The 19,449-nt window shown below is 49.9% G+C and carries 22 protein-coding genes; 13 read left to right on the forward strand and 9 right to left on the reverse strand.

Annotated elements, in window-relative coordinates; all coding sequences use genetic code 11:
- Nucleotides 1–301: 301 nt before the first annotated feature.
- The 7 genes from kynU (at nucleotide 302) to BMZ51_RS09620 (ending at nucleotide 7,407) form a co-directional block, all read left to right on the forward strand.
- The gene (gene kynU, locus BMZ51_RS09590; RefSeq protein ID WP_068004533.1) at nucleotides 302–1,534 is read left to right on the forward strand and encodes a kynureninase; all 1,233 of its coding nucleotides are present in this window, start codon (nucleotides 302–304) and stop codon (nucleotides 1,532–1,534) included.
- A gap of 2 nt (nucleotides 1,535–1,536) precedes the next feature.
- Nucleotides 1,537–2,379 carry a tryptophan 2,3-dioxygenase gene (gene kynA / locus BMZ51_RS09595; RefSeq protein WP_068004535.1) on the forward strand — a complete coding sequence of 281 codons (843 nt, stop codon included), beginning with the start codon at nucleotides 1,537–1,539 and terminating at the stop codon, nucleotides 2,377–2,379.
- 318 nt (nucleotides 2,380–2,697) lie between these two features.
- Nucleotides 2,698–3,471 (forward strand): ABC transporter ATP-binding protein, encoded by a 774-nt coding sequence (locus tag BMZ51_RS09600; protein ID WP_068004537.1) that lies wholly within the window; start codon nucleotides 2,698–2,700, stop codon nucleotides 3,469–3,471.
- Between the two features lie 29 nt (nucleotides 3,472–3,500).
- The gene (locus BMZ51_RS09605; protein WP_068004598.1) at nucleotides 3,501–4,241 is read left to right on the forward strand and encodes an ABC transporter ATP-binding protein; all 741 of its coding nucleotides are present in this window, start codon (nucleotides 3,501–3,503) and stop codon (nucleotides 4,239–4,241) included.
- A gap of 14 nt (nucleotides 4,242–4,255) precedes the next feature.
- On the forward strand, nucleotides 4,256–5,128 hold the full coding sequence (locus BMZ51_RS09610; RefSeq protein ID WP_068004539.1) for a branched-chain amino acid ABC transporter permease: 873 nt from the start codon (nucleotides 4,256–4,258) through the stop codon (nucleotides 5,126–5,128).
- A 14-nt stretch (nucleotides 5,129–5,142) separates the two neighbouring features.
- Entirely contained in the window at nucleotides 5,143–6,123 is a 981-nt protein-coding gene (locus BMZ51_RS09615; RefSeq protein WP_068004541.1) for a branched-chain amino acid ABC transporter permease, read from the forward strand.
- Nucleotides 6,124–6,207: 84 nt separating this feature from the next.
- Nucleotides 6,208–7,407: an ABC transporter substrate-binding protein gene (locus BMZ51_RS09620; RefSeq protein WP_068004543.1), complete on the forward strand. Its 1,200-nt coding sequence runs from the start codon at nucleotides 6,208–6,210 to the stop codon at nucleotides 7,405–7,407.
- A gap of 68 nt (nucleotides 7,408–7,475) precedes the next feature.
- Here BMZ51_RS09620 and hemP read toward each other — a convergent pair whose 3' ends face one another.
- The gene (gene hemP, locus BMZ51_RS09625) at nucleotides 7,476–7,643 is read right to left on the reverse strand and encodes a hemin uptake protein HemP (protein ID WP_074881991.1); all 168 of its coding nucleotides are present in this window, start codon (nucleotides 7,641–7,643) and stop codon (nucleotides 7,476–7,478) included.
- A 295-nt stretch (nucleotides 7,644–7,938) separates the two neighbouring features.
- Here hemP and BMZ51_RS09630 point away from each other — a divergent pair, with 295 nt between their 5' ends.
- Genes BMZ51_RS09630 through BMZ51_RS09650 form a run of 5 tightly spaced genes read left to right on the forward strand, consistent with a single transcriptional unit; the run spans nucleotide 7,939 to nucleotide 11,026 of the window.
- Nucleotides 7,939–8,385: a hypothetical protein gene (locus BMZ51_RS09630; protein ID WP_139201369.1), complete on the forward strand. Its 447-nt coding sequence runs from the start codon at nucleotides 7,939–7,941 to the stop codon at nucleotides 8,383–8,385.
- Between the two features lie 49 nt (nucleotides 8,386–8,434).
- On the forward strand, nucleotides 8,435–9,160 hold the full coding sequence (locus BMZ51_RS09635) for a MotA/TolQ/ExbB proton channel family protein (protein WP_208979402.1): 726 nt from the start codon (nucleotides 8,435–8,437) through the stop codon (nucleotides 9,158–9,160).
- Nucleotides 9,150–9,533, forward strand: coding sequence for an ExbD/TolR family protein (locus BMZ51_RS09640; protein ID WP_068004548.1), 384 nt, complete (start codon nucleotides 9,150–9,152; stop codon nucleotides 9,531–9,533). Before BMZ51_RS09635 ends, BMZ51_RS09640 begins: the two co-directional genes overlap by 11 nt.
- Before the next feature lie 33 nt (nucleotides 9,534–9,566).
- Nucleotides 9,567–9,953 (forward strand): ExbD/TolR family protein, encoded by a 387-nt coding sequence (locus BMZ51_RS09645; protein WP_068004549.1) that lies wholly within the window; start codon nucleotides 9,567–9,569, stop codon nucleotides 9,951–9,953.
- On the forward strand, nucleotides 9,950–11,026 hold the full coding sequence (locus BMZ51_RS09650) for a TonB family protein (protein ID WP_068004551.1): 1,077 nt from the start codon (nucleotides 9,950–9,952) through the stop codon (nucleotides 11,024–11,026). Before BMZ51_RS09645 ends, BMZ51_RS09650 begins: the two co-directional genes overlap by 4 nt.
- A 49-nt stretch (nucleotides 11,027–11,075) precedes the next feature.
- On the opposite strand, the gene rirA is transcribed toward BMZ51_RS09650, so the two are convergent.
- The 4 genes from rirA to BMZ51_RS09670 form a co-directional block, all read right to left on the reverse strand.
- Nucleotides 11,076–11,546, reverse strand: coding sequence for an iron-responsive transcriptional regulator RirA (rirA, locus tag BMZ51_RS09655; RefSeq protein ID WP_068004553.1), 471 nt, complete (start codon nucleotides 11,544–11,546; stop codon nucleotides 11,076–11,078).
- Between the two features lie 310 nt (nucleotides 11,547–11,856).
- Nucleotides 11,857–12,168 carry a hypothetical protein gene (locus tag BMZ51_RS09660; RefSeq protein ID WP_068004555.1) on the reverse strand — a complete coding sequence of 104 codons (312 nt, stop codon included), beginning with the start codon at nucleotides 12,166–12,168 and terminating at the stop codon, nucleotides 11,857–11,859.
- A 70-nt stretch (nucleotides 12,169–12,238) separates the two neighbouring features.
- Nucleotides 12,239–13,453: an HlyD family secretion protein gene (locus tag BMZ51_RS09665; RefSeq protein ID WP_068004557.1), complete on the reverse strand. Its 1,215-nt coding sequence runs from the start codon at nucleotides 13,451–13,453 to the stop codon at nucleotides 12,239–12,241.
- Nucleotides 13,450–13,830: a hypothetical protein gene (locus BMZ51_RS09670; protein WP_068004558.1), complete on the reverse strand. Its 381-nt coding sequence runs from the start codon at nucleotides 13,828–13,830 to the stop codon at nucleotides 13,450–13,452. The genes BMZ51_RS09665 and BMZ51_RS09670 overlap by 4 nt, the downstream gene beginning before the upstream one ends.
- A 189-nt stretch (nucleotides 13,831–14,019) precedes the next feature.
- Between BMZ51_RS09670 and BMZ51_RS09675 the strand changes: the two genes are divergently transcribed.
- Nucleotides 14,020–15,027 carry an AraC family transcriptional regulator gene (locus BMZ51_RS09675; protein WP_208979403.1) on the forward strand — a complete coding sequence of 336 codons (1,008 nt, stop codon included), beginning with the start codon at nucleotides 14,020–14,022 and terminating at the stop codon, nucleotides 15,025–15,027.
- 63 nt (nucleotides 15,028–15,090) lie between these two features.
- Here BMZ51_RS09675 and BMZ51_RS09680 read toward each other — a convergent pair whose 3' ends face one another.
- From BMZ51_RS09680 to thiB, 4 genes are all read right to left on the reverse strand, one after another.
- On the reverse strand, nucleotides 15,091–16,071 hold the full coding sequence (locus BMZ51_RS09680) for a glutathione S-transferase family protein (RefSeq protein WP_068004560.1): 981 nt from the start codon (nucleotides 16,069–16,071) through the stop codon (nucleotides 15,091–15,093).
- Between the two features lie 162 nt (nucleotides 16,072–16,233).
- Complete coding sequence (locus BMZ51_RS09685; RefSeq protein ID WP_068004561.1) at nucleotides 16,234–16,941, reverse strand: thiamine ABC transporter ATP-binding protein; 708 nt, start codon at nucleotides 16,939–16,941, stop codon at nucleotides 16,234–16,236.
- A complete protein-coding gene (locus tag BMZ51_RS09690) occupies nucleotides 16,928–18,475 on the reverse strand; it encodes a thiamine/thiamine pyrophosphate ABC transporter permease ThiP (RefSeq protein ID WP_068004563.1) in 1,548 nt (515 codons plus the stop codon). Before BMZ51_RS09690 ends, BMZ51_RS09685 begins: the two co-directional genes overlap by 14 nt.
- Nucleotides 18,451–19,431 carry a thiamine ABC transporter substrate binding subunit gene (gene thiB, locus BMZ51_RS09695; RefSeq protein WP_068004565.1) on the reverse strand — a complete coding sequence of 327 codons (981 nt, stop codon included), beginning with the start codon at nucleotides 19,429–19,431 and terminating at the stop codon, nucleotides 18,451–18,453. The genes BMZ51_RS09690 and thiB overlap by 25 nt, the downstream gene beginning before the upstream one ends.
- Nucleotides 19,432–19,449: the final 18 nt, after the last annotated feature.

Raw genomic sequence — 19,449 nt, forward strand, 5'->3', positions numbered from 1 at the left:
CTAATCAGTGTTGGAAAGAAATTTGAACTGCCCCTCATCGTCGAAACTACGACTTATTCGTTCTTAACGCCATTGTTAAATATGGCGCCATGCCAACTATAGCTGAATAGCCTCGTTTCACATACCCCAAGCGTGGAGTAGTTGCTCTGAGTTTTCCATATAATACTTTTTACTTAGATTCCAAAGCGAGACTATAGCGAAAAATACTTTAAACTTGAAATATTATAAGTGAATCACTGCAAGAGCGGGGTTCAATGCCAAAAGACGCGGTAAAAAATTAAAACAAACAGAGGACCTGATCGTGGAATTGGATGCAGTAAGCATTGAGCAGAAAGATCAGCAGGATCAACTTGCACATCTTCGGCAGCATTTTTCTCTTCCAGAAGGTGTCATCTATCTGGATGGAAACTCTCTCGGTGCCTTACCGAGCAATGTCTCTGCAGTGCTGCAAAATGCAGTTGAAGAGCAATGGGGCCAAAGTCTCATTAAAGGATGGAATTGCCACAACTGGATTGACCTTCCAAGCAGAGTTGGGAACCGCATCGCGAAGCTCGTTGGGGCTGATGAAGGAACCCTAATTTGCGCAGACAGTACCTCCCTAAATGTTTTCAAGGTTCTAGCTACAGCGATTAAATTGCGTCCTGATCGAAAAGTGATCTTGTCCGATACCGGAAACTTTCCAACAGACCTTTACATGGCACAGGGGCTTAAAGAGCTTGTATCGGACGAAATTGAACTACGTCTGGTCGCGCCGGAAGATGTCGAAGATGCGTTGGATGAAACTGTCGCAGTGATGATGATCACTGAGGTGGATTATCGAACAGGCCGCAAGCATGATATGAAGGCGCTTACACAAAAAGCACATTCTGTTGGCGCTCTTGCGTTGTGGGACCTGTGCCATTCCGCCGGTGCCTTCCCTGTACATCTGAAAGAGGCAAAAGCTGACTTCGCGGTTGGGTGTTCCTACAAGTACTTAAATGGTGGCCCGGGCGCTCCTGCATTTGTGTATGTCGCTCCAAAGCATCAAGGCTCCTCTGGCAATCCGCTGACAGGTTGGATGGGGCACAACGCACCGTTTGCGTTTGATCTGGGATACGCACCTTCGGTCAAAACGGATCAGATGCGAGTGGGTACCCCACAAGTGCTGGCAATGACTGCGTTGAACGCGGCGTTAGATGTGTTTGATCACACGACGCTGGAGGCATTGCAGGCAAAGTCTATCGAATTGAGTGAGCTCTTTATCTCAGAAATACAGCGTCGCTGCCCAGGTCTGGAGCTTGCCTCACCGACTGATCCATTGAAGCGCGGCTCCCAAGTCTCTTTCAGTCATGAGCATGGGTACCCCATTATGCAAGCTCTAATCGATCGCGGTGTCATTGGTGACTTCCGTGCACCAAATATCATCCGTTTTGGGTTTGCACCGCTTTACCTTTCATTTGCAGATGTTCTCAAAGCAGCTGAAATTATTGAAGAAGTTATTGCCGGAAACCTCTGGGACAAGCCGCAATACCACCAAAAAAGCAAGGTTACTTGAATATGGACAAGAGCATAGATCGCGAAATGGAGCATCATGGGGCAGAGCTCTCTTTCAAAGATAATATGTCCTATGGTGATTACCTTAAACTCTCAGATGTGTTGGGGGCCCAAGCTCCTTTAACGGACGCGCATGATGAGTTGCTGTTTATCATCCAGCACCAAACTGCTGAGCTTTGGATGAAACTTGCAATTCGTGAGATGTCGGAGGCGTGTGATGCTTTGGCACAAGATGAATTCGCACAAGCTTCCAAGCTCATGGCTCGCGTTAATAAAATTTTCTATCAGCTGAACAGCGCGTGGGACATTTTACGCACCATGACGCCAAGTGATTACACCACTTTTCGTGATAGTCTTGGCAAATCATCAGGCTTCCAAAGCTACCAGTATCGGGCTATCGAATTTGTGGTTGGCAACAAAAATCCAGCCTTGATGAAGCCACATGACCATTTACCAGAAGTATCCAAATGGCTCCGCGAGATTTATGAGGCGCCGGGTATCTATGACCAGATGGTGCGGGCTGTCGCACGCGCAGGGTTCGATATTTCCAAGGATGTTTTGAACAGAGATGTGACACGGCCTTATACAACTGATGCGTCAGTTCAAAAGGCCTGGGCAATTATCTACCGTAACCCTCGCGATAATTGGCACTTTTATGACCTTGCAGAAAAGCTCATCGATTTTGAAGATTTTTTCCGCAGGTGGCGCTTCAATCACCTTACGACCGTAGAGCGGATTATCGGCAGTAAAATGGGAACTGGCGGTACTTCTGGCGCACCGTACCTGAAAAAAATGTTGGATACTGTGTTGTTTCCAGAGCTTTGGCAGGTGCGTAGTGATTTGTAAAATTGCTGTGCCAAATACCTAAATTCTGAGATTATTTTGTTCTAAAAACCGCCCAATTCGCGCATGTAAGTGAAATTGTGTATATATTTCAGGCAATATGTGCTTAGTTGAGGACGGTTTCTTGCAATTTATGGGAAGGTTGCAGGGGTTCGACGTTTAGATAATTTCACTCAATTTGTTCGTATAAATCTACAATAATTGGGTATTTGGGTCGTGAGAGATGCCGACTTCTGCCTTGAAATAAAATGCTGCTAAGGGCATTAGGTGGGAGCTTGGCAACAATAAAACACCAGTCATTCGCAGTCTGGGGGGATAATAATGCTGGAAATTGAACAGCTGTCGAAGCAGTTCGGTGGCTTTAGGGCCGTCAATAATTGCTCGTTTTCGGTTCGCAAAGGCACAATTACTGGTTTAGTGGGCCCGAACGGCGCCGGCAAAACAACGACGTTCAACCTTATCGCTGGGGCCTTACAACCAACTTCGGGAAAAATCCGATTTTTGGGAGAAGATGTTACAGGTCTCAGTTCTGACCAGCTGTTCCATAGAGGTTTGGTGCGCACGTTTCAGATTCCTCACGAATTTGACCGCCTGTCCGCTTTAGAGAACCTAATGTTGGTTCCGCCCTCTCAAAAAGGGGAGAGCCTGTTTAAGAACTGGCTCAGCTATGGCAGCGTTAAGAAACAAGAGGAAGAAGTCCGCCAGAAAGCTTTAGAGACTCTGGAATTCCTGGAACTTTCTCACGTGGCAAATGAGCGAGCGGGCAATCTGTCAGGTGGCCAGAAAAAGCTTCTTGAGCTCGGGCGCACCATGATGACAGACGCCAAGCTGGTGCTGCTGGATGAGCCTGCCGCTGGGGTTAACCGGACCCTATTGCGTCGTCTGGAAGACAAAATACAGGTCCTGAATCAGGAGCGTGGGTACACATTTATCTTGATCGAACACGACATGGAAATGATCGAGAAGCTATGCGCCCCGGTGATTTGTATGGCCGAAGGCTCTGTCCTGATCGAAGGCGACTTCCAAACAGTTCGTTCAGATGCCCGCGTGCTCGAAGCCTACCTTGGTGAAACGGTTGGGGAGGCTGCACTTTGATGACTTCTCAAGCAATTGCAGAGCGATCAATGCCAAAGAACACCGCACCACAGAAATACTCCGGAAAGCCGATCCTTACCATGACGGATGTCCGTGGCGGATATGGTGATGCAGACATCTTGCACGGCGTGAATATGCAGGTAACGGAGCAGCAAATTGTTGTGATTGTCGGGCCCAATGGGGCTGGTAAATCGACAGCAATGAAGGCGATTTTCGGCCTGCTGAAGGTGCGAGGCGGCTCTATTTTAGTGAATGGAACCGATATTGCAGGGTGGAAACCAAACCGTATTGTTCAACACGGTGTGTGCTATGTCCCGCAGGTCAATAACATCTTTCGTGAGATGACCATTCACGAGAATTTGGAAATGGGTGCCTTTTTGCGGAAAGGCGATATTTCCGCAAGTCTGGAGAGGGTTTACACTCTATTCCCCGATCTCAAAGAGCGTAGGAACGCGCTAGCTGGCAACTTGTCTGGCGGTCAACGCCAGATGGTTGCGATGGGCCGTGCGCTGATGCTGGACCCATCCCTGCTGCTACTGGATGAGCCAACTGCTGGTCTTTCTCCAAAGTATATGGAACAGATTTTTGAGATCACCCGCAACCTGCGTGATGCAGGCCTTTCGATCTTGCTAGTAGAGCAGCATGCCAAGCAAGCGCTTGCGTTTGCTGACAAGGGCTACGTTCTGGCAGCTGGTAGCAACCGGCACGAAGGAACGGGGCAAGAGTTGCTCGCGGATCGCGAAGTCGCAGAAATGTTCCTCGGCGGGTAATAAGGGAAAATCCAATGCCATTCATGGAATTCGTCAATTTTTACCTCATGCCGGGGATCGTGCTGGGCTCTATCTATGCTCTGGGTGCAGTCGGCATCACACTGGTTTTTGGTATTTTGAGATTTGCGCATTTGGCGCACGGTGACCTTGCAACCCTCGGCGCATTTGCAGCCTTGGGTGTAGTGACCATTTTTGGAGTGAGCCCTTGGGTCGCGCTCCCAGTTGCAATGGTTGCCTGCGCTTTTATGGCAATCGGCATCGACAAACTGTTTTACGATTACCTCTCAGAGCGCCCAAAGATCATCGTCGTGATGTCTTCGCTGGGTATTGCTTTGATGTTGCGAGCGGTCGTGCAAGTGGTGTGGGGCGTTGATACAGAAACCTACACCCGTGGCATCGTCAGACCAGACGACTACTGGGGCATCCGTATCCGGGACCGTGAGATCTATACCATCATTGCTATGTTCTTAATTGTTGGTGTCCTCTGGGCCTTCCTGCAAAAAACCAAGTGGGGCAAAGCCATGCGCGCTATGTCCGACAACCCGGACCTTGCACTGCTGTCAGGTGTCGACAACCGCAAAATCACCATGCTGACATGGGGAATTGTGGGTGTGCTTTGCGCAGCCTCCGGCTTCTTCCTCGGCATCAACACAGAGCTGAAACCGCTCATGGGCTGGACAATGCTTCTACCAATGTTTGCCGCTGCAATCCTTGGCGGTGTGGGGCGAGTTGAAGGCGCTGTCATTGGCGGTCTCATCGTTGGGATTGCTGAAGAAACATCCGTTCTGTTTATTCCAGGAGAGTACAAGGCCGCGATGGCATTCGCGATCCTCTTGCTCATTCTGCTTGTACGACCAACAGGTTTGCTCAAGGGCAAAGTTCTGTAGGAGGGAGAGAAACTATGGAACTCATCGGTCTGCTAAACTATGCGGTGTTTATGGCGATCTTTATCGGCATTTACTCCCTTCTTGCTCTTGGTCTTAATATTCAATGGGGCTTTTCAGGGCTCTTTAACGCCGGTATTGCGGGTTTCTTTGCTGTTGGTGCTTACACTTCTGCGCTGTTGACGACACCAGAATCCTCTGTTCACCTAGGTGGCTATCAGCTTCCGGTGGTGGTGGGTTGGATTGGGGCCATGATTGCCGCTGGCTTGATCGCATGGCCAATCGGCAAAGTATGCTTACGCTTTCGTTCTGATTATCTGGCGATCGCAACCATTGGTGTTGCAGAGATCATCCGTTTGGTCGTTAAGTCAGAAGGCTGGATGACTGGTGGTGCGCGCGGCGTGAATAAGGTTCCGCGCCCGTTTGGAGATCTGTCCTACCTGTATTCGCAGTTGGCATACCTTGCGTTGGTCATCGGGATTGTTCTTATCGTTTATTGGGCAATTGAACGACAGATCTCTGCGCCATGGGGGCGTATGATGCGTGGTATCCGCGACAATGAAGATGCCGCAACCGCCATGGGTAAGGATATCAAGGCTCGTCGTCTGGAGGCGTTTATTTTTGGTGCTGCAGTCATGGGGTTGGGCGGCGCTTTATTTGCCCACTTTAACCGCTCCATCACGCCAGAAGCGATTGACCCAATGATCGCAACATTTCTGATTTGGATCATGCTGATTTTGGGGGGCTCGGGCAATAACCGCGGTGCACTCCTTGGAGTTGCTGTTGTCTGGATTATTTGGTCTGCATCTGAATTTGTCACTGACCAGCTGCCAACAGAATACGCGATTAAAGCAAAGTACATGCGTGTCTTCATCATTGGTTTGCTTTTGCAGATTGTCCTTCGCTTCAGACCAGAAGGCATACTGCCCGAGCCTCAGGGAACGGCTGACAATCCAGAATTGAAAACCTTTCAAAAGCAAGAAGGTGCAGCAAAATAACGCCAGCACTCACGGAATAGTCAATTTTAACGCCCTGACCAATTCGGATATCGTTTATAACAGGGCTTCTTTGGAGGTGAACTGATGCTTAAGAAAATCGCATTGGCAGCAAGCTTGTTCAGCGCTACTGCACTTGCATCCAACGCTGTTCAGGCAGATGTGAAAATCGGTCTTCTTGGAGGTATTTCTGGCCCGATCGCGGCTATGGCTCCACCGATGCTGGATGCTGCACAACTGGCATTCCAACAGGTGAATGAGCAAGGCGGCATTTTGGGCGGACAAAAGATCGAGGCTGTTGTCGGTGATAGTGCTTGTAACCCACAGAACGGCGTAGATTCTGCCACGAAACTTGTGAACATTGAACAGGTCGTTGGTCTTGTAGGCCCACATTGCTCTGGCTCTGTTTTGGCGGTTGCTAACTCTGTGACCGTGCCAGCTGGCATTACGTTGATTACACCATCAGGTACGTCCCCTGAGATCACAAGCCTTGAAGACAAAGGCCAAGTGTTCCGCACAGTGCCTTCTGATGATTTCCAGGGACGCTCTCTGGCTCGGACATTGCTTGACCTTGGCACCAAGAAAGTCGCTGTTGCTTATTTGAATAACGATTACGGCAGTGGCCTTGCAAACGCGTTCAAAGTTGAGTTTGAGGCAAACGGCGGCGAGCTTGCCGGATATGCAGCGCACGAAGAAGGTAAAGCGTCCTACCGCTCTAACCTTGCAGAACTCTCTCGTGGTGGTGCAGAAACATTAGTGATCTTTGATTATGGCGATGGAACTGGCCTAACCATACTTCGTCAGGCGCTTGAAAATGGCTTCTTCACCAACTTCTTAGGTGGTGACGGCATGAAGTCGGATGCGATCATCCGTGAACTTGGTGCAGAAAACCTGACAACCTTCACCGCATCTTCTCCAGTAGGCGAAAAGTCCGACAGCCTAGAGAGCTTCAACGAAGCTTACAAAGCAGCTGGTGGAAACCCGGATGCGATCTTTGTTTCCAATTCCTACGATGCAGCATTCTTGATGGCGCTTGCTTTAGAAAAAGCTGGTGGCGATGCAGCTAAAGTATCGGCAGCTATGACTGCAGTTTCGAATGGCGAGGGCGAATCTGTTGGCCCGGGTGAGTGGACTAAAGCCGCTGAATTGATCGCAGCGGGTAAGGACATTGACTACAAAGGTGCTTCTGGAGACCTGAACTTCAACAAGGCAGGTGATGTTCCTGGTTCTTACGGTCTATTCAAGGTTGAAGGCGATGCCTTTGCACTGCAGCAAGCGCTGAACTAGGCAATAGAAAAACGTAAATAAGAAAAGAGCCGATCTAAAATCAGATCGGCTCTTTTTTGTCAAAGCGGCTACTTGGTGAGAATAAGTTTGCCAAGCTTTGTGATTGTCAAACGGTATAAACTTTCACGATGAGAGATTGTGATCTCCCGCTCGCTTCCAAATAGCACCTTGCTATCAATAGTGCGTTCAAGTGGCTGACTTTGTGTGCTTCCCTGGGCTTTTTCCATATCAGTCATTCGCCTCAGTCTTTCCCTAATTTTGGCTTGAGTGGACGCTCGCGATACCCTCAAGAGCTAGGGGGGCTCTATCGCGTTTATTTCTTGACTTTATTACTCATGTTTTATTACAAGTGCAATGCCTGCTTGTGAAATGCTGGAGATCGCGTCTTACAGTGTTGTGTTCCACGACAGGTTTTAATCGATGTGCAAGCCAGCTGTTGCCACTTCCTCATCAGTCAGCCAGCCTACGATAAGCGTTGTTTTTGCTTTTGATTTGCATTTGCAACTAGGTCTGGGTCTATTAGGTTTGAATATGATGAATAAGTTCGTTGCGCTGCTTTTTCTTGTTTTCGTTTCTTTGTGGATAACGCCAAGCAGCGCAGATACCGCAGTCAACAACCTAAAAGTTCCTGAGATCGCTCTCCAGTTGAGTAAGGCAGCAATTACGCAGCCAGCCCGCAGTGTCCGTTTTGGGGTGGGAAGTCACCTGGAAAGTGGGATGAAACAAAACTCCCGAAACTCTGTAATGGTTGATAGCAGCTATGAATTCTCTGATTTTTCGAGCGAACACGAAGGAGAGTCACAGCAAAATACAGTTTGTGTTCTGCAATCCGACCTTCCACCTATGAGTTGTGCTGCTACCTTTTCAGGACAGGCCAGAACTGACAGTCAGTGTGCAGGCGTAGCCACTCAAACACGAGAGCGGTGCAACCGCCCATTGAAACTATCACTGAGCACTGCAATAGATCCAATTGTGTAGACAGCATCAGACCAACCAAGAGAACTGCGAGACTCCCCAGATGGATGCAATGTTTGAAACCTTGAACTTAACAGCTGCGATTAACCCGCTTTTCGAGCTGATTTCAAAAGGCGGTGTCGTCGTCGGTTTGTTGTTGGTTGTGAGTATTATTGCGCTGACGATCATTTTTGCAAAGTTCTGGCAATTCTGGATTGCCGGTGTAGGGCGACACCGTAAAGCTTCGCAGGCAGTTGCTTACTGGCGTGTCGGCAAGCGGGATCAGGCTTACCAAATTGTCGTTGCAGATCGATCCCCTGTTTCAGATGTTCTGGCACACGCTATGCGGGGCCTTATGAAGCCTCAGGTCCCACAGGCGTTGGTGAGGGAGGACGTCGAGCGTGTTTGCTTCACACACCTTGGAGATTTGCGTAGTTACCTGCGGGCTTTGGATATGATTGCTCAGACTGCACCACTTATGGGCTTGTTCGGGACAGTTTTAGGGATGATCAATGCATTTCAGTCAATGGCTGATGCAGGGGCTCAGGTCGACCCATCCGCATTAGCAGGCGGAATTTGGATCGCCCTGCTTACAACAGCAGTTGGGCTAGCTGTTGCTATTCCTGCATCGGTAACGCTGTCTTTTTTCGAAGGACGCATTGAAAGAGAACAAGGTGCGATGGAGAAGGTCGTCACAGAACTATTCACTGGCGCAGTGACTTCGAGTTCTGAAAATACAAAGGAAGCTGAGGCTCTCAATTCGTCTCCGCGACTAGAGGTGATTCAGGATGCGCCTTAGCGAGGTCCCAAAGCGCAATCGGGCACCGGGCCTTACCTCCCTGATTGACGTGATTTTTTTGCTCCTCATGTTCTTTATGCTCGCTTCCACATTCTCAGTGTACCAGAGGTTGGACGTTACATCGGGCAGTGAAGGCGCATCTGAATTAGATCATGCTCCAGTTCTCCTGCAAGTTTTTGCGCAAGGGCAACTGTTCATGAACGGAAAGTCCATGCGGGTTGAAGCGCTTGATGCTCGGTTAGGTGAGGCTGGAATTGCAAAGCAACAGCCTATTGCCGTTATTCCGGCCAAAGACTCAACAGTGCAAGACCTTGTACACGCACTTGAAACCCTCAAGTTCGCTGGTTGGTCAGCGACCGTCGTTGGCAATTGAAAACAAGATATTATTATTTAAGAAGTTCAAAGAATGCGCCTGAAGACAAATCCAAAAAGAAGAAATCTGGAGAACACGATCCCATTGATCAATATCGTGTTCTTGATGCTCATCTTCTTCCTCTTTGCAGGCACGATCGATCGCGATGATGCTAAGAATATAAACCCAGCGCATACGCAGGAAACCTCCCAACCTGCCCGAATTGCTGGTGCGCTGATCATCGCAGCTGACGGTACGATGAAGCAAAATGAGAAGCCAATTGTTGCTCAGGCCATACTGCCCGGGGAAGAAAATGCAGAGGCATTGACGGTTGTTGCTGACAAAACCCTCTCCGCCACAAAGCTGGCTGGTATTCTGGCGGTGCTTAAGAAAAATGGTTTCTCTGAAATCACTCTCATGACTATCAGGAACTCTAAATGAAGGGGCGCGGGAGTGGGCATATCAGTGGCTTTGCGCTCGCTGCGGCCTTATTGGCTGCTGTTAGTGTGCATGCTGTTGGCTTTGCTTGGTTTCATGAACGTACCCCTGAGGTGCAGATTGTGTCTACGCGTTCGATTTCCTTATCTGTTGTCGGCTCTATCGACGACTTGATATCCGGGTCTTTGCCAGCGGATACGCCTGATGAAATCGCTGAAATCGAGGAGCAAGAACCTGAGCAACTGGCTGCACCGATAAAAGATAACAAGCCCGTTGAACCGGTTCGTCATGAGGCATCAAAGCCAAGCCTCACACCACTTATGAATGGCGTGACCGCAAAGGCGGAGAAAAGTCTGGAACGCCTCATAGAAGGTGTTGAGCCTGAGGTCGTCACGCCTAAAGAGGTGAAGCTAACAGAGCCAAAAGAGATCCAACCACCAAAACAGGACGACTTTAAAGAATTAAAGCCTGCTGAAAAGGCGGCAGTTGAACCTGCTGAAAAAAGACAGGAACAGCCCGAAAACCCACCGGAACCGGTTGTAGCAACGCCAACCATGCCGGTCCCGCGCGCCAGACCACCGCGCCCAACGCAACCGGCAAAATCTCAACCCGTCAGAAAGGCCAAAGCGGCCCCTGTGAAAACAAAACGGGAAACAGCCCAAAAAGTCGGTAATGCAAAAACTGATACCGTTAAAGGCTCACGAGCTATCCGGAAGGGAACTGAGACAGCAAAGCAGGGAAACGCTATCGCTGGGTCTGGAGACAGTGCTGGAAATGCAGCCAAGAGCAGTTACTGGGGCAAGGTACAAAGAAAGATTCAAAGAGCGGCTGAGAGACGGTACCCAAAGCGCGAGAAAAATCGCAAGAAAACGGGCGTTGTTCGTGTGAGCTTTGTCATAAATAGAAATGGCTCTGTGACAGCAATTAAACTGTCTCGCTCAAGTGGAAATAAACGACTTGATCAGGCTGCATTAAAGGCCATTAGCGCAGCTGCGCCTTTCCCCCCGTTCCCATCATCAATGAGGGCTAAATCGATACAAAAGGTTGCGCCAATCATCTTTCGTTTAAGCAAATAAAAAAGGCAGCATGTTACTGCTGCCTAATCATCGAGCGGGTACAGCGTGCTTATTCGGCTGCGGCCATGTTCTTTGGCGAAAGAGGGTCTGCAATCTGTAGCAAATGACGAATGCTTGAACGGTTATTTGCAAGATCCGCAATGGTGCATTTATCGAGCACTCCAAGGAATGCTTCTAATGCTTCATGCAAAACAGAATTGAAACCACAATGGTTGACGAGTGGACAGTCCTGACGGTTACTATCGAAACACTCAGCCAGAAGGAATGACTCTTCGGTAGCGCGCACCACTTGACCCACGCTGATTTGTTCAGCAGGACGTGGCAAAACAATACCCCCGTTGCGACCTCGAATAGTCTTCATCAAGTCAGCATCAACGAGCACCTTCATGATTTTGAAAAGGTGAGTTTCCGACATGGAAAACGAAGCGGCGATTTCCGCAACTTTGCTTGGCTTGTCAGGATTTGCCGCACAATACATTAGGGCACGTACAGCGTAGTTGGTTTGTTGAGTGAGTCTCATAGTAGTAGCTATGCGTCTTCCGGGTCTGTCGTCAACCAAAATATGTATCTTCAACTCAAGAATAAACCATAGCTAGTTTAGAGTCATTAAAAACTTTAGCGGAAATGCAAGAAAATGAGCACGCTCGCCATGTGCTTCCCGGGAGTCTGACAATCCCGAACTGGAGAGACAAAAGCAGGGCCGGAACGCAAAATGCATAAGAAAAACCCCCGACAAGTTACCTTGCCGAGGGTGGGGCTTCATCAAATGATCTGCTCCGCGAGATGCCGGGACGGTTTAACATTCCACGAGCTCAATGACGAAGCTACTGTTACTTATTGACTACCACGTATACTGTTTTTCCATCTTCAACCACGGCTCTGTAATAGACGCCAGCGCAGTCGTAGTAACCGTTGTATGGTGAACAGTCTGCAATGTTTTGTCGACGGTTCACACGCCGTGATGTTCTGCGGGTCACGCGGCGTGTTTGGTTCAACTCAGCAGTTTGAGCGTTGGCATCACCTACCTTGAAAGAAACCGGTGAGACATTTTTCGAACCAGACTGGAAGGCTTCTGGATTAATTTGAGCTGTGTAGCCAACTGAGAGTGCGACGGCTGCGACTGTGAGGGCTCTGAGTTTCATTTTCTTCTTCTTTTCTTTGTTAATTGGTTCAGTTTTTCGTCACCGGGAGAAACTTGATGTGTTCGTGTTTTTAGTGAGAGGATCCGGCAATCCCAATTCCTGATGCCAGGCCAAGCCACGCTTTGATCCGAAGTCCAACTGCTTTGATCACGCCAAGTGCTGCGATGACATGAGCGGTGAAACTTCCTTCCATCGAACCTTTGAGGTCAGTCGTATAGGCTTGCACAATGCATCCGCTTCCTGGGACCAGTAATTCTTGGTGTTCAGGGTGAATAAGATCCAGGTGGGCAACAACCTGACCTCTTTTTACGCGTTCACCCGGTTCCATCAGCCGGCCAGATGGTGCCATTTGGCCGGAGGAGATCATGTCTTGGATCCGTGTGATCCGTGCTGGGAGAACCGTGTTCGCCATCGAGATATTGAAGTTACTTTCACAAGCGATTTCTGCTGCCATACCTTCATAGAGCTCTGTGTGGGAGACCTGTGAGAAGCCGGCGACAATTCTTGAGCTTTCTGCGAGGCTTCTGTCGGGAATGATAACCATTGCGGGGCTCATAGCAGCCTGTGCTGCACGGGAACCTTTGTGCAGTGTAACTTGCTCAACCGTTCCATTTACGAAGCTTCGGACCTCGGTTTTGTCTAAGTCGATCTCAGCCTGGTTTAGGGCGGACTGTGCACTCGCCAACTGGGCAGGTAATATCGAGTGTGCCTGGACCTTTGCAGCAGCCAATTGAGCCTTAGCGGACTTGACTTCAGCGATGCTGGTGTCCCTTTGGGTGGTTGCACGTTCCAGTTTGCTTGGCTGATAGGCCGCAGAAGCTCTGGATTTTAATTCCTCATGATCGTCAAGTGTCATTCGTGCCTGTTTCAGGCCGGAGTTGGCTGCATCCAGTTTTGCTTCAGCGGTTTCTACGTCGAGCAGAGCCGCTTCCATAGCGCTGTGAACTTCGTCAATTTTGCGCTTAGCCTGATCTACTTTTGCCAGCTCAGTCGAGTTCTCAATGTTAAACAGTGGGTCTCCAACCTTGACGTGGTCTCCACCTTCAACAAAGACTTCGGTAACCGTACCGCCGTTTTCGGCAACGACCGGTACGGAACGGAAGGGCACAATTCCAGTGAATGACTTCGGGTAGTAGTAGAACACCGCGAAGAAGACGATTAACGCCAGGATGACCCACAGGACCAAGGCATAGTGTACATTGTATAGCGTGATCGGCATTCCCTTCCAACGAAGGTAAAACACACGCAGAACAAACGGAAACGACGTTACAACAAGCTCAATCATTTTGCAGCCTCCTGCATTCTTGGTGTCCACCACAGCATGAAGTCACGAGCGATTGCAGTGAGGATTAATGCAGTTGGGAGCAAGATACTGAAGTGGTCCAATGCAGGCATTATTTCGTAAGCCAGTGCAACTGTGAGCATCACCGGTATCGTGGTGCGAAGAGGTGTACTCTTTGCCTTGTGCTCGGCATACCGGTCAAAGCGAGAGTACAAATGAACAATCAAAAGAAAGGCCAGAAAGAAGACTGCGAGGCCGACGAGGGAGTAACTGTCGGATTCTCCCGGAGGCACCCACCAGCTTGGATCCCCATTTGACGCAGAAGCCTCTGTGCTCAATGCGCCAACGAGAATGCACGTTGACAAAAAGATCGATTTCACGGTGAATTTCCTTTGCTTTATTAGAAAGCTACCGTCCCTGGCAGCACCGTTTTGATGGCTTTAAGTTAAGGGAAGAGCAAAGGATGTTCTTTAGAGTTCTGGCCATCAATTTTTGATTTCTGGACATTCTAGAGGCGGTAAAGGAACGAAGAACGCCCAAATGCCTCTCCAGGTGAAGTGGAGGTCAATATGACAAGAATAAGCGCTAACAGATTACGCCATGTCGCTCGGGTATATGAACAAGAGCGACAAGATGCTCTGCACTTCAAACTGATCTTGCAAGCGGTTGGTGTCTCTGCAGATACTCTTCTTGATCAAAATGCGAAGATAGACCTTCAGCGAGAAGCCGCCGCTTTAGAGACCGCATGTGATGCTTTGGCAGACCCAACGTTTGCCGCCCGTGCAGGGCTGGCAGCACCGGGCGCAAAAACACTGCTCGCTTATTTGGCACAAGCAAGCGATACGGTTGGGCAGGTGTTTCGGTTTGCGCAAAGGTACTATGCTCTAGAGGACCCAGACCTACGTTTTGAGTTGGATGGGGATGAGCAAAAACCTAAGATATGCCTTGTCAGCGATATTATTAGCGCCCACCAGTTCCCAAGGCACCGAGAGTTTCTGGTGTTCGGGCTCTATCGGCGCACGCAACAAATTGCAGGTGCAGACTTTGGTGAAATGTCAGTGATGTTAGAGTGTGATGCTTTAACTCACTGTCGCAAACTTGGTGAGTTGGCAGGTTGTGAAGTAGTTGGTGCTTATACAAGTAGCGGTATTCAACTGCCTGACGGTGGTTTCAATTTTGAAATTCCGACTTCGGACCCTGCTTTGCGTGAGCATCTTGTGAAGCATGGTGACGAGCGCTTGGGCCAATTGCCTAAGAACCGGCAAGGAATTTCGGCGAAAGTGATCCGGCTGGTTCGCGCCCGGCTACCGGGAAACCTTCCAAGTGGAGATGAAGTCGCCAAAGAACTTTGTTTGACGCGCCGCACCCTCACTCGGAAACTCTCAGAGGAGGGAACCAACTTTAAGTCGCTTGTGGAGGCTGCAAGATGCGACTTAGCAAAGCGCTTACTGGTGGGCACAGACAGTATCGCGCAGGTAGCCTTCCTGCTCGACTTCGCAGATCAGGCTGCCTTCTCAGTTGCCTTTAAACGCTGGACCGGTGCAACACCTGCTGTCTTTCGTAAGGCGAAATCTTAAGCAAGATACGCCGTATCTTGCAAACGTTCTGCTGACCGGCCCTGATCCAACGCTATGTGTTGCTTACTCAAGACATGCACGATTGTGGGGAAGCCAAAAATCGATCTGCGGGCCAACCGGCGTAATCCGTGTTGGGTTGATAGAGTTATGGCTGGTATAATAGTGGTCTTTAATATGCTTCATATTGACCGTTTCAGCGACGCCCGGCTCTTGGTAAAGGTCTCGCAGGTACCCCCACAGGTTCGGATAATCCGCAATGCGGCGCAGGTTGCATTTGAAGTGACCAACATAAACAGGATCAAAACGCACCAGCGTGGTAAAGAGACGCCAGTCAGCCTCTGTGATGGTATTGCCTGTCAGGTATCGCTGTTTTTCCAGCCGCTGTTCAAGCCAGTCTAATGTGTCGAACAATGGCGCCACGGCTTCTTCATAGGCTGTTTGTTTGGTCGCAAATCCGGCTTTATAGACACCGTTATTAACGCTCGTGTAGATGCGCTCATTCAGTCTATCAATTTCACCCCGCAGGGCTTCAGGGTAGTAATCACCCGGCTTAGCGCCAACCTCATCAAACGCAGAGTTAAACATCCGAATAATCTCGGAGGACTCATTTGAAACGATCGTGTTGTTCTTCTTGTCCCACAGAACAGGCACTGTGACACGGCCCGAATAGTCCGGCATTGCCGTAAGATACACTTGATAGAGGTACTGCGCGTGGTTAATGACGTCCGGTTCAACACCTTCGCCATCTTCAAAGGTCCATCCGTTTTCTGCCATGTACCAATGAACGACAGAAAGAGGGATCATCTCTTCCAAGCCTTTTAACCTGCGAAAAATAAGCGTCCTATGAGCCCATGGGCAGGCGAGCGAAACATAAAGGTGATATCTGCCAGCTTCGGCCTTGAAGCCGTCTGTTCCACTTGGCCCTGGAGTTCCGTCTTTTGTGATCCAGTTTCTAAACTGAGACGCCTTGCGCAAGAAGCGCCCACCAGTGGCAGAGGTTTCATACCACTGATCTACCCAGCGACCATTCTGAAGTAATCCCATGACCTCAACCTCAACCTAATCAATCAAACGGCTCAAACATTTCTGCTACAGCTAAGAGTTTCCGCGCATATTGAACTGCACCTCTTATTCTTAACGGGTATTGGCCGAAAATACAGGAATGAAAACAGAAATATGCGGACCTTGCCCAACATTGCGGTGGGCTTAATGTGTTTGATTGGTACCCAAATATGCACTCAAAGCAGGTGGTGGGTTATTCAAAAGCTGAGTGGTATCAGCAAGTGGATGAGCGGTCCCATCAGCAACCAGAAGGGCTTTTCTGGTGATGCGGCGGGCATCCTGAGGATCATGACTGACCATTAGGAGTGTTGTGCCTGTCTCAGCAACAAGCTCTGCCACCAGATCTAACATCTCAGCTTTCAGTGCCGGCCCTAATGCGGCAAAGGGTTCATCCAGTAAAAGTAAATCGCGATGCTGCAGCAACACTCGCGCAAGCGCGACGCGATTTTGCTGCCCGCCTGAAAGATGGGCGGGTTTCCGTGCTTCCATGCCAGCCAGGCCAACACGTTCGAGCGCTGCTTTCACTTGCAAATGTTCCGCTCTTGAGAGCTTGCCGCTGGGCCGAAGGCCAAGAGCAGCGTTCTGTTCAGCAGTGAGGTGAGGGAAGAGATTGCCATCTTGAAAGAGCATCGCTATTGGCCGCTTACCAGGAGCCAAGTTTGTGAGGTCGTGACCATTCCATGAAACACGCCCATCAGTGATGTCACGGAAACCAGCGATTGCTTCCAGCAACGTGGACTTGCCTGCGCCGGAGGGGCCAATGACTGCAACACTACTTGCTGCTTCAATGTCTAAATCAGCATGTAGTTTAAAGGCTCCGTTCGTGATCATGCAGGATCTAATCTTCAACATGCCAGCGTCCTCCGCGATCTAAAATCCAAAATACTGTCATTGAAAGCACGAGCAGAAGCAGCGCACCACCAGCTGCTGCTTGCATTTTGTAAGCTCCCATCAGGCGGTAAATCTGTAAGGGCAGTGTTGCGAACTCAGGGTCCGCAAAAAGAGCAATAACCCCCAGGTCCCCCATTGAAAGGGCCGCTGAAAGGCCAGCAGCAAACCCAATTTGCGCTCGCATACGGGGAATGAGAATACGCGTGAAAAACACTCGTCCTTTCATGTTTAAAGAAAGAGCAAGTCGTCCATGTCGTAAAACGGTGTCCTGAGCAGCGGGCACCAGAATGCGAAGCGCAAAAGGCAACGCCATCGTTGCGTTGACCAGTGCTGTCACGGGAAGCGCTAATGAGGTTGGATCAGCAACAGGACGTATAATGATAAACAGGCCAGTCCCAATGACCAAAGGTGAGGCAGCAAGGCCTAGTATGCCGCTCAGTTCAACCAGGCCATGCCGCCGCACTGCAATGGTTGCCGCCATTGGCAACGCAAGCATGAGTAAGATGGCAGTGCTGGCTGCTGCAACGGCAACTGAAATGAGTGCAGCCTTAAAAACAACAGGGGGCATTGTGAAGAGCCCTTCAAGGCCTGACATGACAACGGCGCTCAAAGGTAACAGCAGGAAAACTGCGGCAAGAATGATCCAGATGGCATCGACAATTGGTGCTCCTCCATCCCAGCGATGGATGGTCCGGTCAAGCCCCGCTCCAAATCCACCCTCACGCGACAGCTTCAGCGCTGTAAAGGCAGCAGCGGCTGTAAGCACCAGTTGCAAACCAGAAAGCAATGCTGCTCGCCCGAGGTCAAAATCATAAGTGAAGGCCTGATAGATCGCCAGTTCAACCGTTGTCGCCCTAGGGCCTCCGCCCAATGTGAGCGCTACGGCAAAACTGGTTAGGCAAATGGCGAAGATGACAGCCGCAACCCCAGGGACAATACGAGCCAGCATCGGCAGCTCAATTAAGCGAAAGAGAGAGCGCCCCTCACATCCCAACTGAGCAGCAAGTCGAAAGCGTTCTGAGGGGACTTCCTGCCAACCTTGTAAGATTAAGCGAGTAGCGAGCGGCAGGTTGAAGAAAACATGAGCTAATACAACGCCATGCATACCATAGATGCGAATAGGAGGTGCACCAAACTGGGCGAGTAACTCAGAAATCCAGCCTGAGCGACCAAACACCTGCAATAGCCCAAGGATAGCAACAATCACCGGAAGGATAAAAGGAGCGCCTAAGAGAGCGATTAACACACGCCGCCCTGCAAACCGTCTGCGTGATAACGCTCGGGCAACGGGAACAGCAAGAACAACACTGATAATTGAAGAGAGAATGGCCTGCGTGAGCGTGAACCGAAGGGCGGCCCAATCCGCAAACAAAAAGCCATGCCCAGCCTCAGCTCGAAATGCAACAGCAGCCAAAGTGCCTAAGATAAGTGCCGCGACAACGCATGCCGCGGCAAGGCCAGGAACAGTGCTTACTGGCTGAGTGCTTCTAGCCATTCTGGCAGAGCCTCACTTCTCGCAGATACGGCTTCTTCAGGCGAAAAGAACAATGCCTTGGCTGGAACCTTCAGTGAGTTAAAGCCTTCAGGCAGTCCACCTACTGGTGTTACGGAAGGGTACATCCAGTTGGTTGTTGGAATGATCGTTTGGAATGCATCGGACACCATGAAGTTCAGGAACTGGTCTGCAAGTTCAGATTGGTTGGTTCCAGCGAGTTTGGCGGCCACCTCAATTTGCATATAGTGACCTTCGTCAAACGTTGCCGTCGTTTTGCTATCATCTTCCTCTGCAATCAGGTGGTAGGCAGGGGAGGTGGTATAGCTAAGCACCATGTCTGCCTCGCCATCAAGGAACAGACCATAGGCCTCCGACCAGCCCTTCGTAACAGTTACAATATTGTCTGAAAGGTCAGCCCAGATATCATTGGCCTCGTCGCCATAAGCAGACTTGATCCAGAGCAGAAGGCCAAGGCCTGGCGTTGAGGAGCGCGGATCTTGAATGAGAATTTTACGGTCACTGTCTGCAAGCTCACGGAAGCTGGATGGAGCATCAACACCAGCTTTGTGTACAAAAGCAAAGTAACCCCAGTCGTAAGGCACGAATGTATCGTCAGCCCATTCAATTGGCAGCGTGTAGTCGGCCTCTACTGCGTGCGGGGTGAACAAGCCCGTCTTCTTCGCCGTTTCAATAAGGTTGGTATCCAGACCCAGAACGATATCTGCCTCTGAGTTTTCGCCTTCTAACCTAATTCTGGAAAGCAGCGCAGCGCCGTCTTCAACACCCACAAGCTTCAGATCACAATTACATACAGCCTCAAACGCTTCTTCCGCCTTCGGGCCTGGGCCCCAGTCGGAAACGAAGCTGTCATAGGTGTAGACTGTCAGTTGAGGCTTTTCGGCAGCCATCGCCGATGTTGCAGTGAGTAGTCCCGCAGCAATTAACAGATGTTTCATGTCATCCTCCATTGCGGC

This window comes from Pseudovibrio axinellae, assembly GCF_900110875.1.
Lineage (GTDB): Bacteria > Pseudomonadota > Alphaproteobacteria > Rhizobiales > Stappiaceae > Pseudovibrio > Pseudovibrio axinellae.

What these genes read in the sequence shown, in the direction of transcription:
- kynA (WP_068004535.1), top strand. Translation starts at nt 1,537, where the DNA reads ATGGACAAGAGCATAGATCGCGAAATGGAGCATCATGGGGCAGAGCTC.
- BMZ51_RS09600 (WP_068004537.1), top strand. Translation starts at nt 2,698, where the DNA reads ATGCTGGAAATTGAACAGCTGTCGAAGCAGTTCGGTGGCTTTAGGGCC.
- BMZ51_RS09605 (WP_068004598.1), top strand. Translation starts at nt 3,501, where the DNA reads ATGCCAAAGAACACCGCACCACAGAAATACTCCGGAAAGCCGATCCTT.
- BMZ51_RS09610 (WP_068004539.1), top strand. Translation starts at nt 4,256, where the DNA reads ATGCCATTCATGGAATTCGTCAATTTTTACCTCATGCCGGGGATCGTG.
- BMZ51_RS09615 (WP_068004541.1), top strand. Translation starts at nt 5,143, where the DNA reads ATGGAACTCATCGGTCTGCTAAACTATGCGGTGTTTATGGCGATCTTT.
- BMZ51_RS09620 (WP_068004543.1), top strand. Translation starts at nt 6,208, where the DNA reads ATGCTTAAGAAAATCGCATTGGCAGCAAGCTTGTTCAGCGCTACTGCA.
- hemP (WP_074881991.1), bottom strand. Translation starts at nt 7,643, where the DNA reads ATGACTGATATGGAAAAAGCCCAGGGAAGCACACAAAGTCAGCCACTT.
- BMZ51_RS09630 (WP_139201369.1), top strand. Translation starts at nt 7,939, where the DNA reads ATGATGAATAAGTTCGTTGCGCTGCTTTTTCTTGTTTTCGTTTCTTTG.
- BMZ51_RS09635 (WP_208979402.1), top strand. Translation starts at nt 8,435, where the DNA reads ATGTTTGAAACCTTGAACTTAACAGCTGCGATTAACCCGCTTTTCGAG.
- BMZ51_RS09640 (WP_068004548.1), top strand. Translation starts at nt 9,150, where the DNA reads ATGCGCCTTAGCGAGGTCCCAAAGCGCAATCGGGCACCGGGCCTTACC.
- BMZ51_RS09645 (WP_068004549.1), top strand. Translation starts at nt 9,567, where the DNA reads ATGCGCCTGAAGACAAATCCAAAAAGAAGAAATCTGGAGAACACGATC.
- BMZ51_RS09650 (WP_068004551.1), top strand. Translation starts at nt 9,950, where the DNA reads ATGAAGGGGCGCGGGAGTGGGCATATCAGTGGCTTTGCGCTCGCTGCG.
- rirA (WP_068004553.1), bottom strand. Translation starts at nt 11,546, where the DNA reads ATGAGACTCACTCAACAAACCAACTACGCTGTACGTGCCCTAATGTAT.
- BMZ51_RS09660 (WP_068004555.1), bottom strand. Translation starts at nt 12,168, where the DNA reads ATGAAACTCAGAGCCCTCACAGTCGCAGCCGTCGCACTCTCAGTTGGC.
- BMZ51_RS09665 (WP_068004557.1), bottom strand. Translation starts at nt 13,453, where the DNA reads ATGATTGAGCTTGTTGTAACGTCGTTTCCGTTTGTTCTGCGTGTGTTT.
- BMZ51_RS09675 (WP_208979403.1), top strand. Translation starts at nt 14,020, where the DNA reads ATGACAAGAATAAGCGCTAACAGATTACGCCATGTCGCTCGGGTATAT.
- BMZ51_RS09680 (WP_068004560.1), bottom strand. Translation starts at nt 16,071, where the DNA reads ATGGGATTACTTCAGAATGGTCGCTGGGTAGATCAGTGGTATGAAACC.
- BMZ51_RS09685 (WP_068004561.1), bottom strand. Translation starts at nt 16,941, where the DNA reads ATGTTGAAGATTAGATCCTGCATGATCACGAACGGAGCCTTTAAACTA.
- BMZ51_RS09690 (WP_068004563.1), bottom strand. Translation starts at nt 18,475, where the DNA reads ATGGCTAGAAGCACTCAGCCAGTAAGCACTGTTCCTGGCCTTGCCGCG.
- thiB (WP_068004565.1), bottom strand. Translation starts at nt 19,431, where the DNA reads ATGAAACATCTGTTAATTGCTGCGGGACTACTCACTGCAACATCGGCG.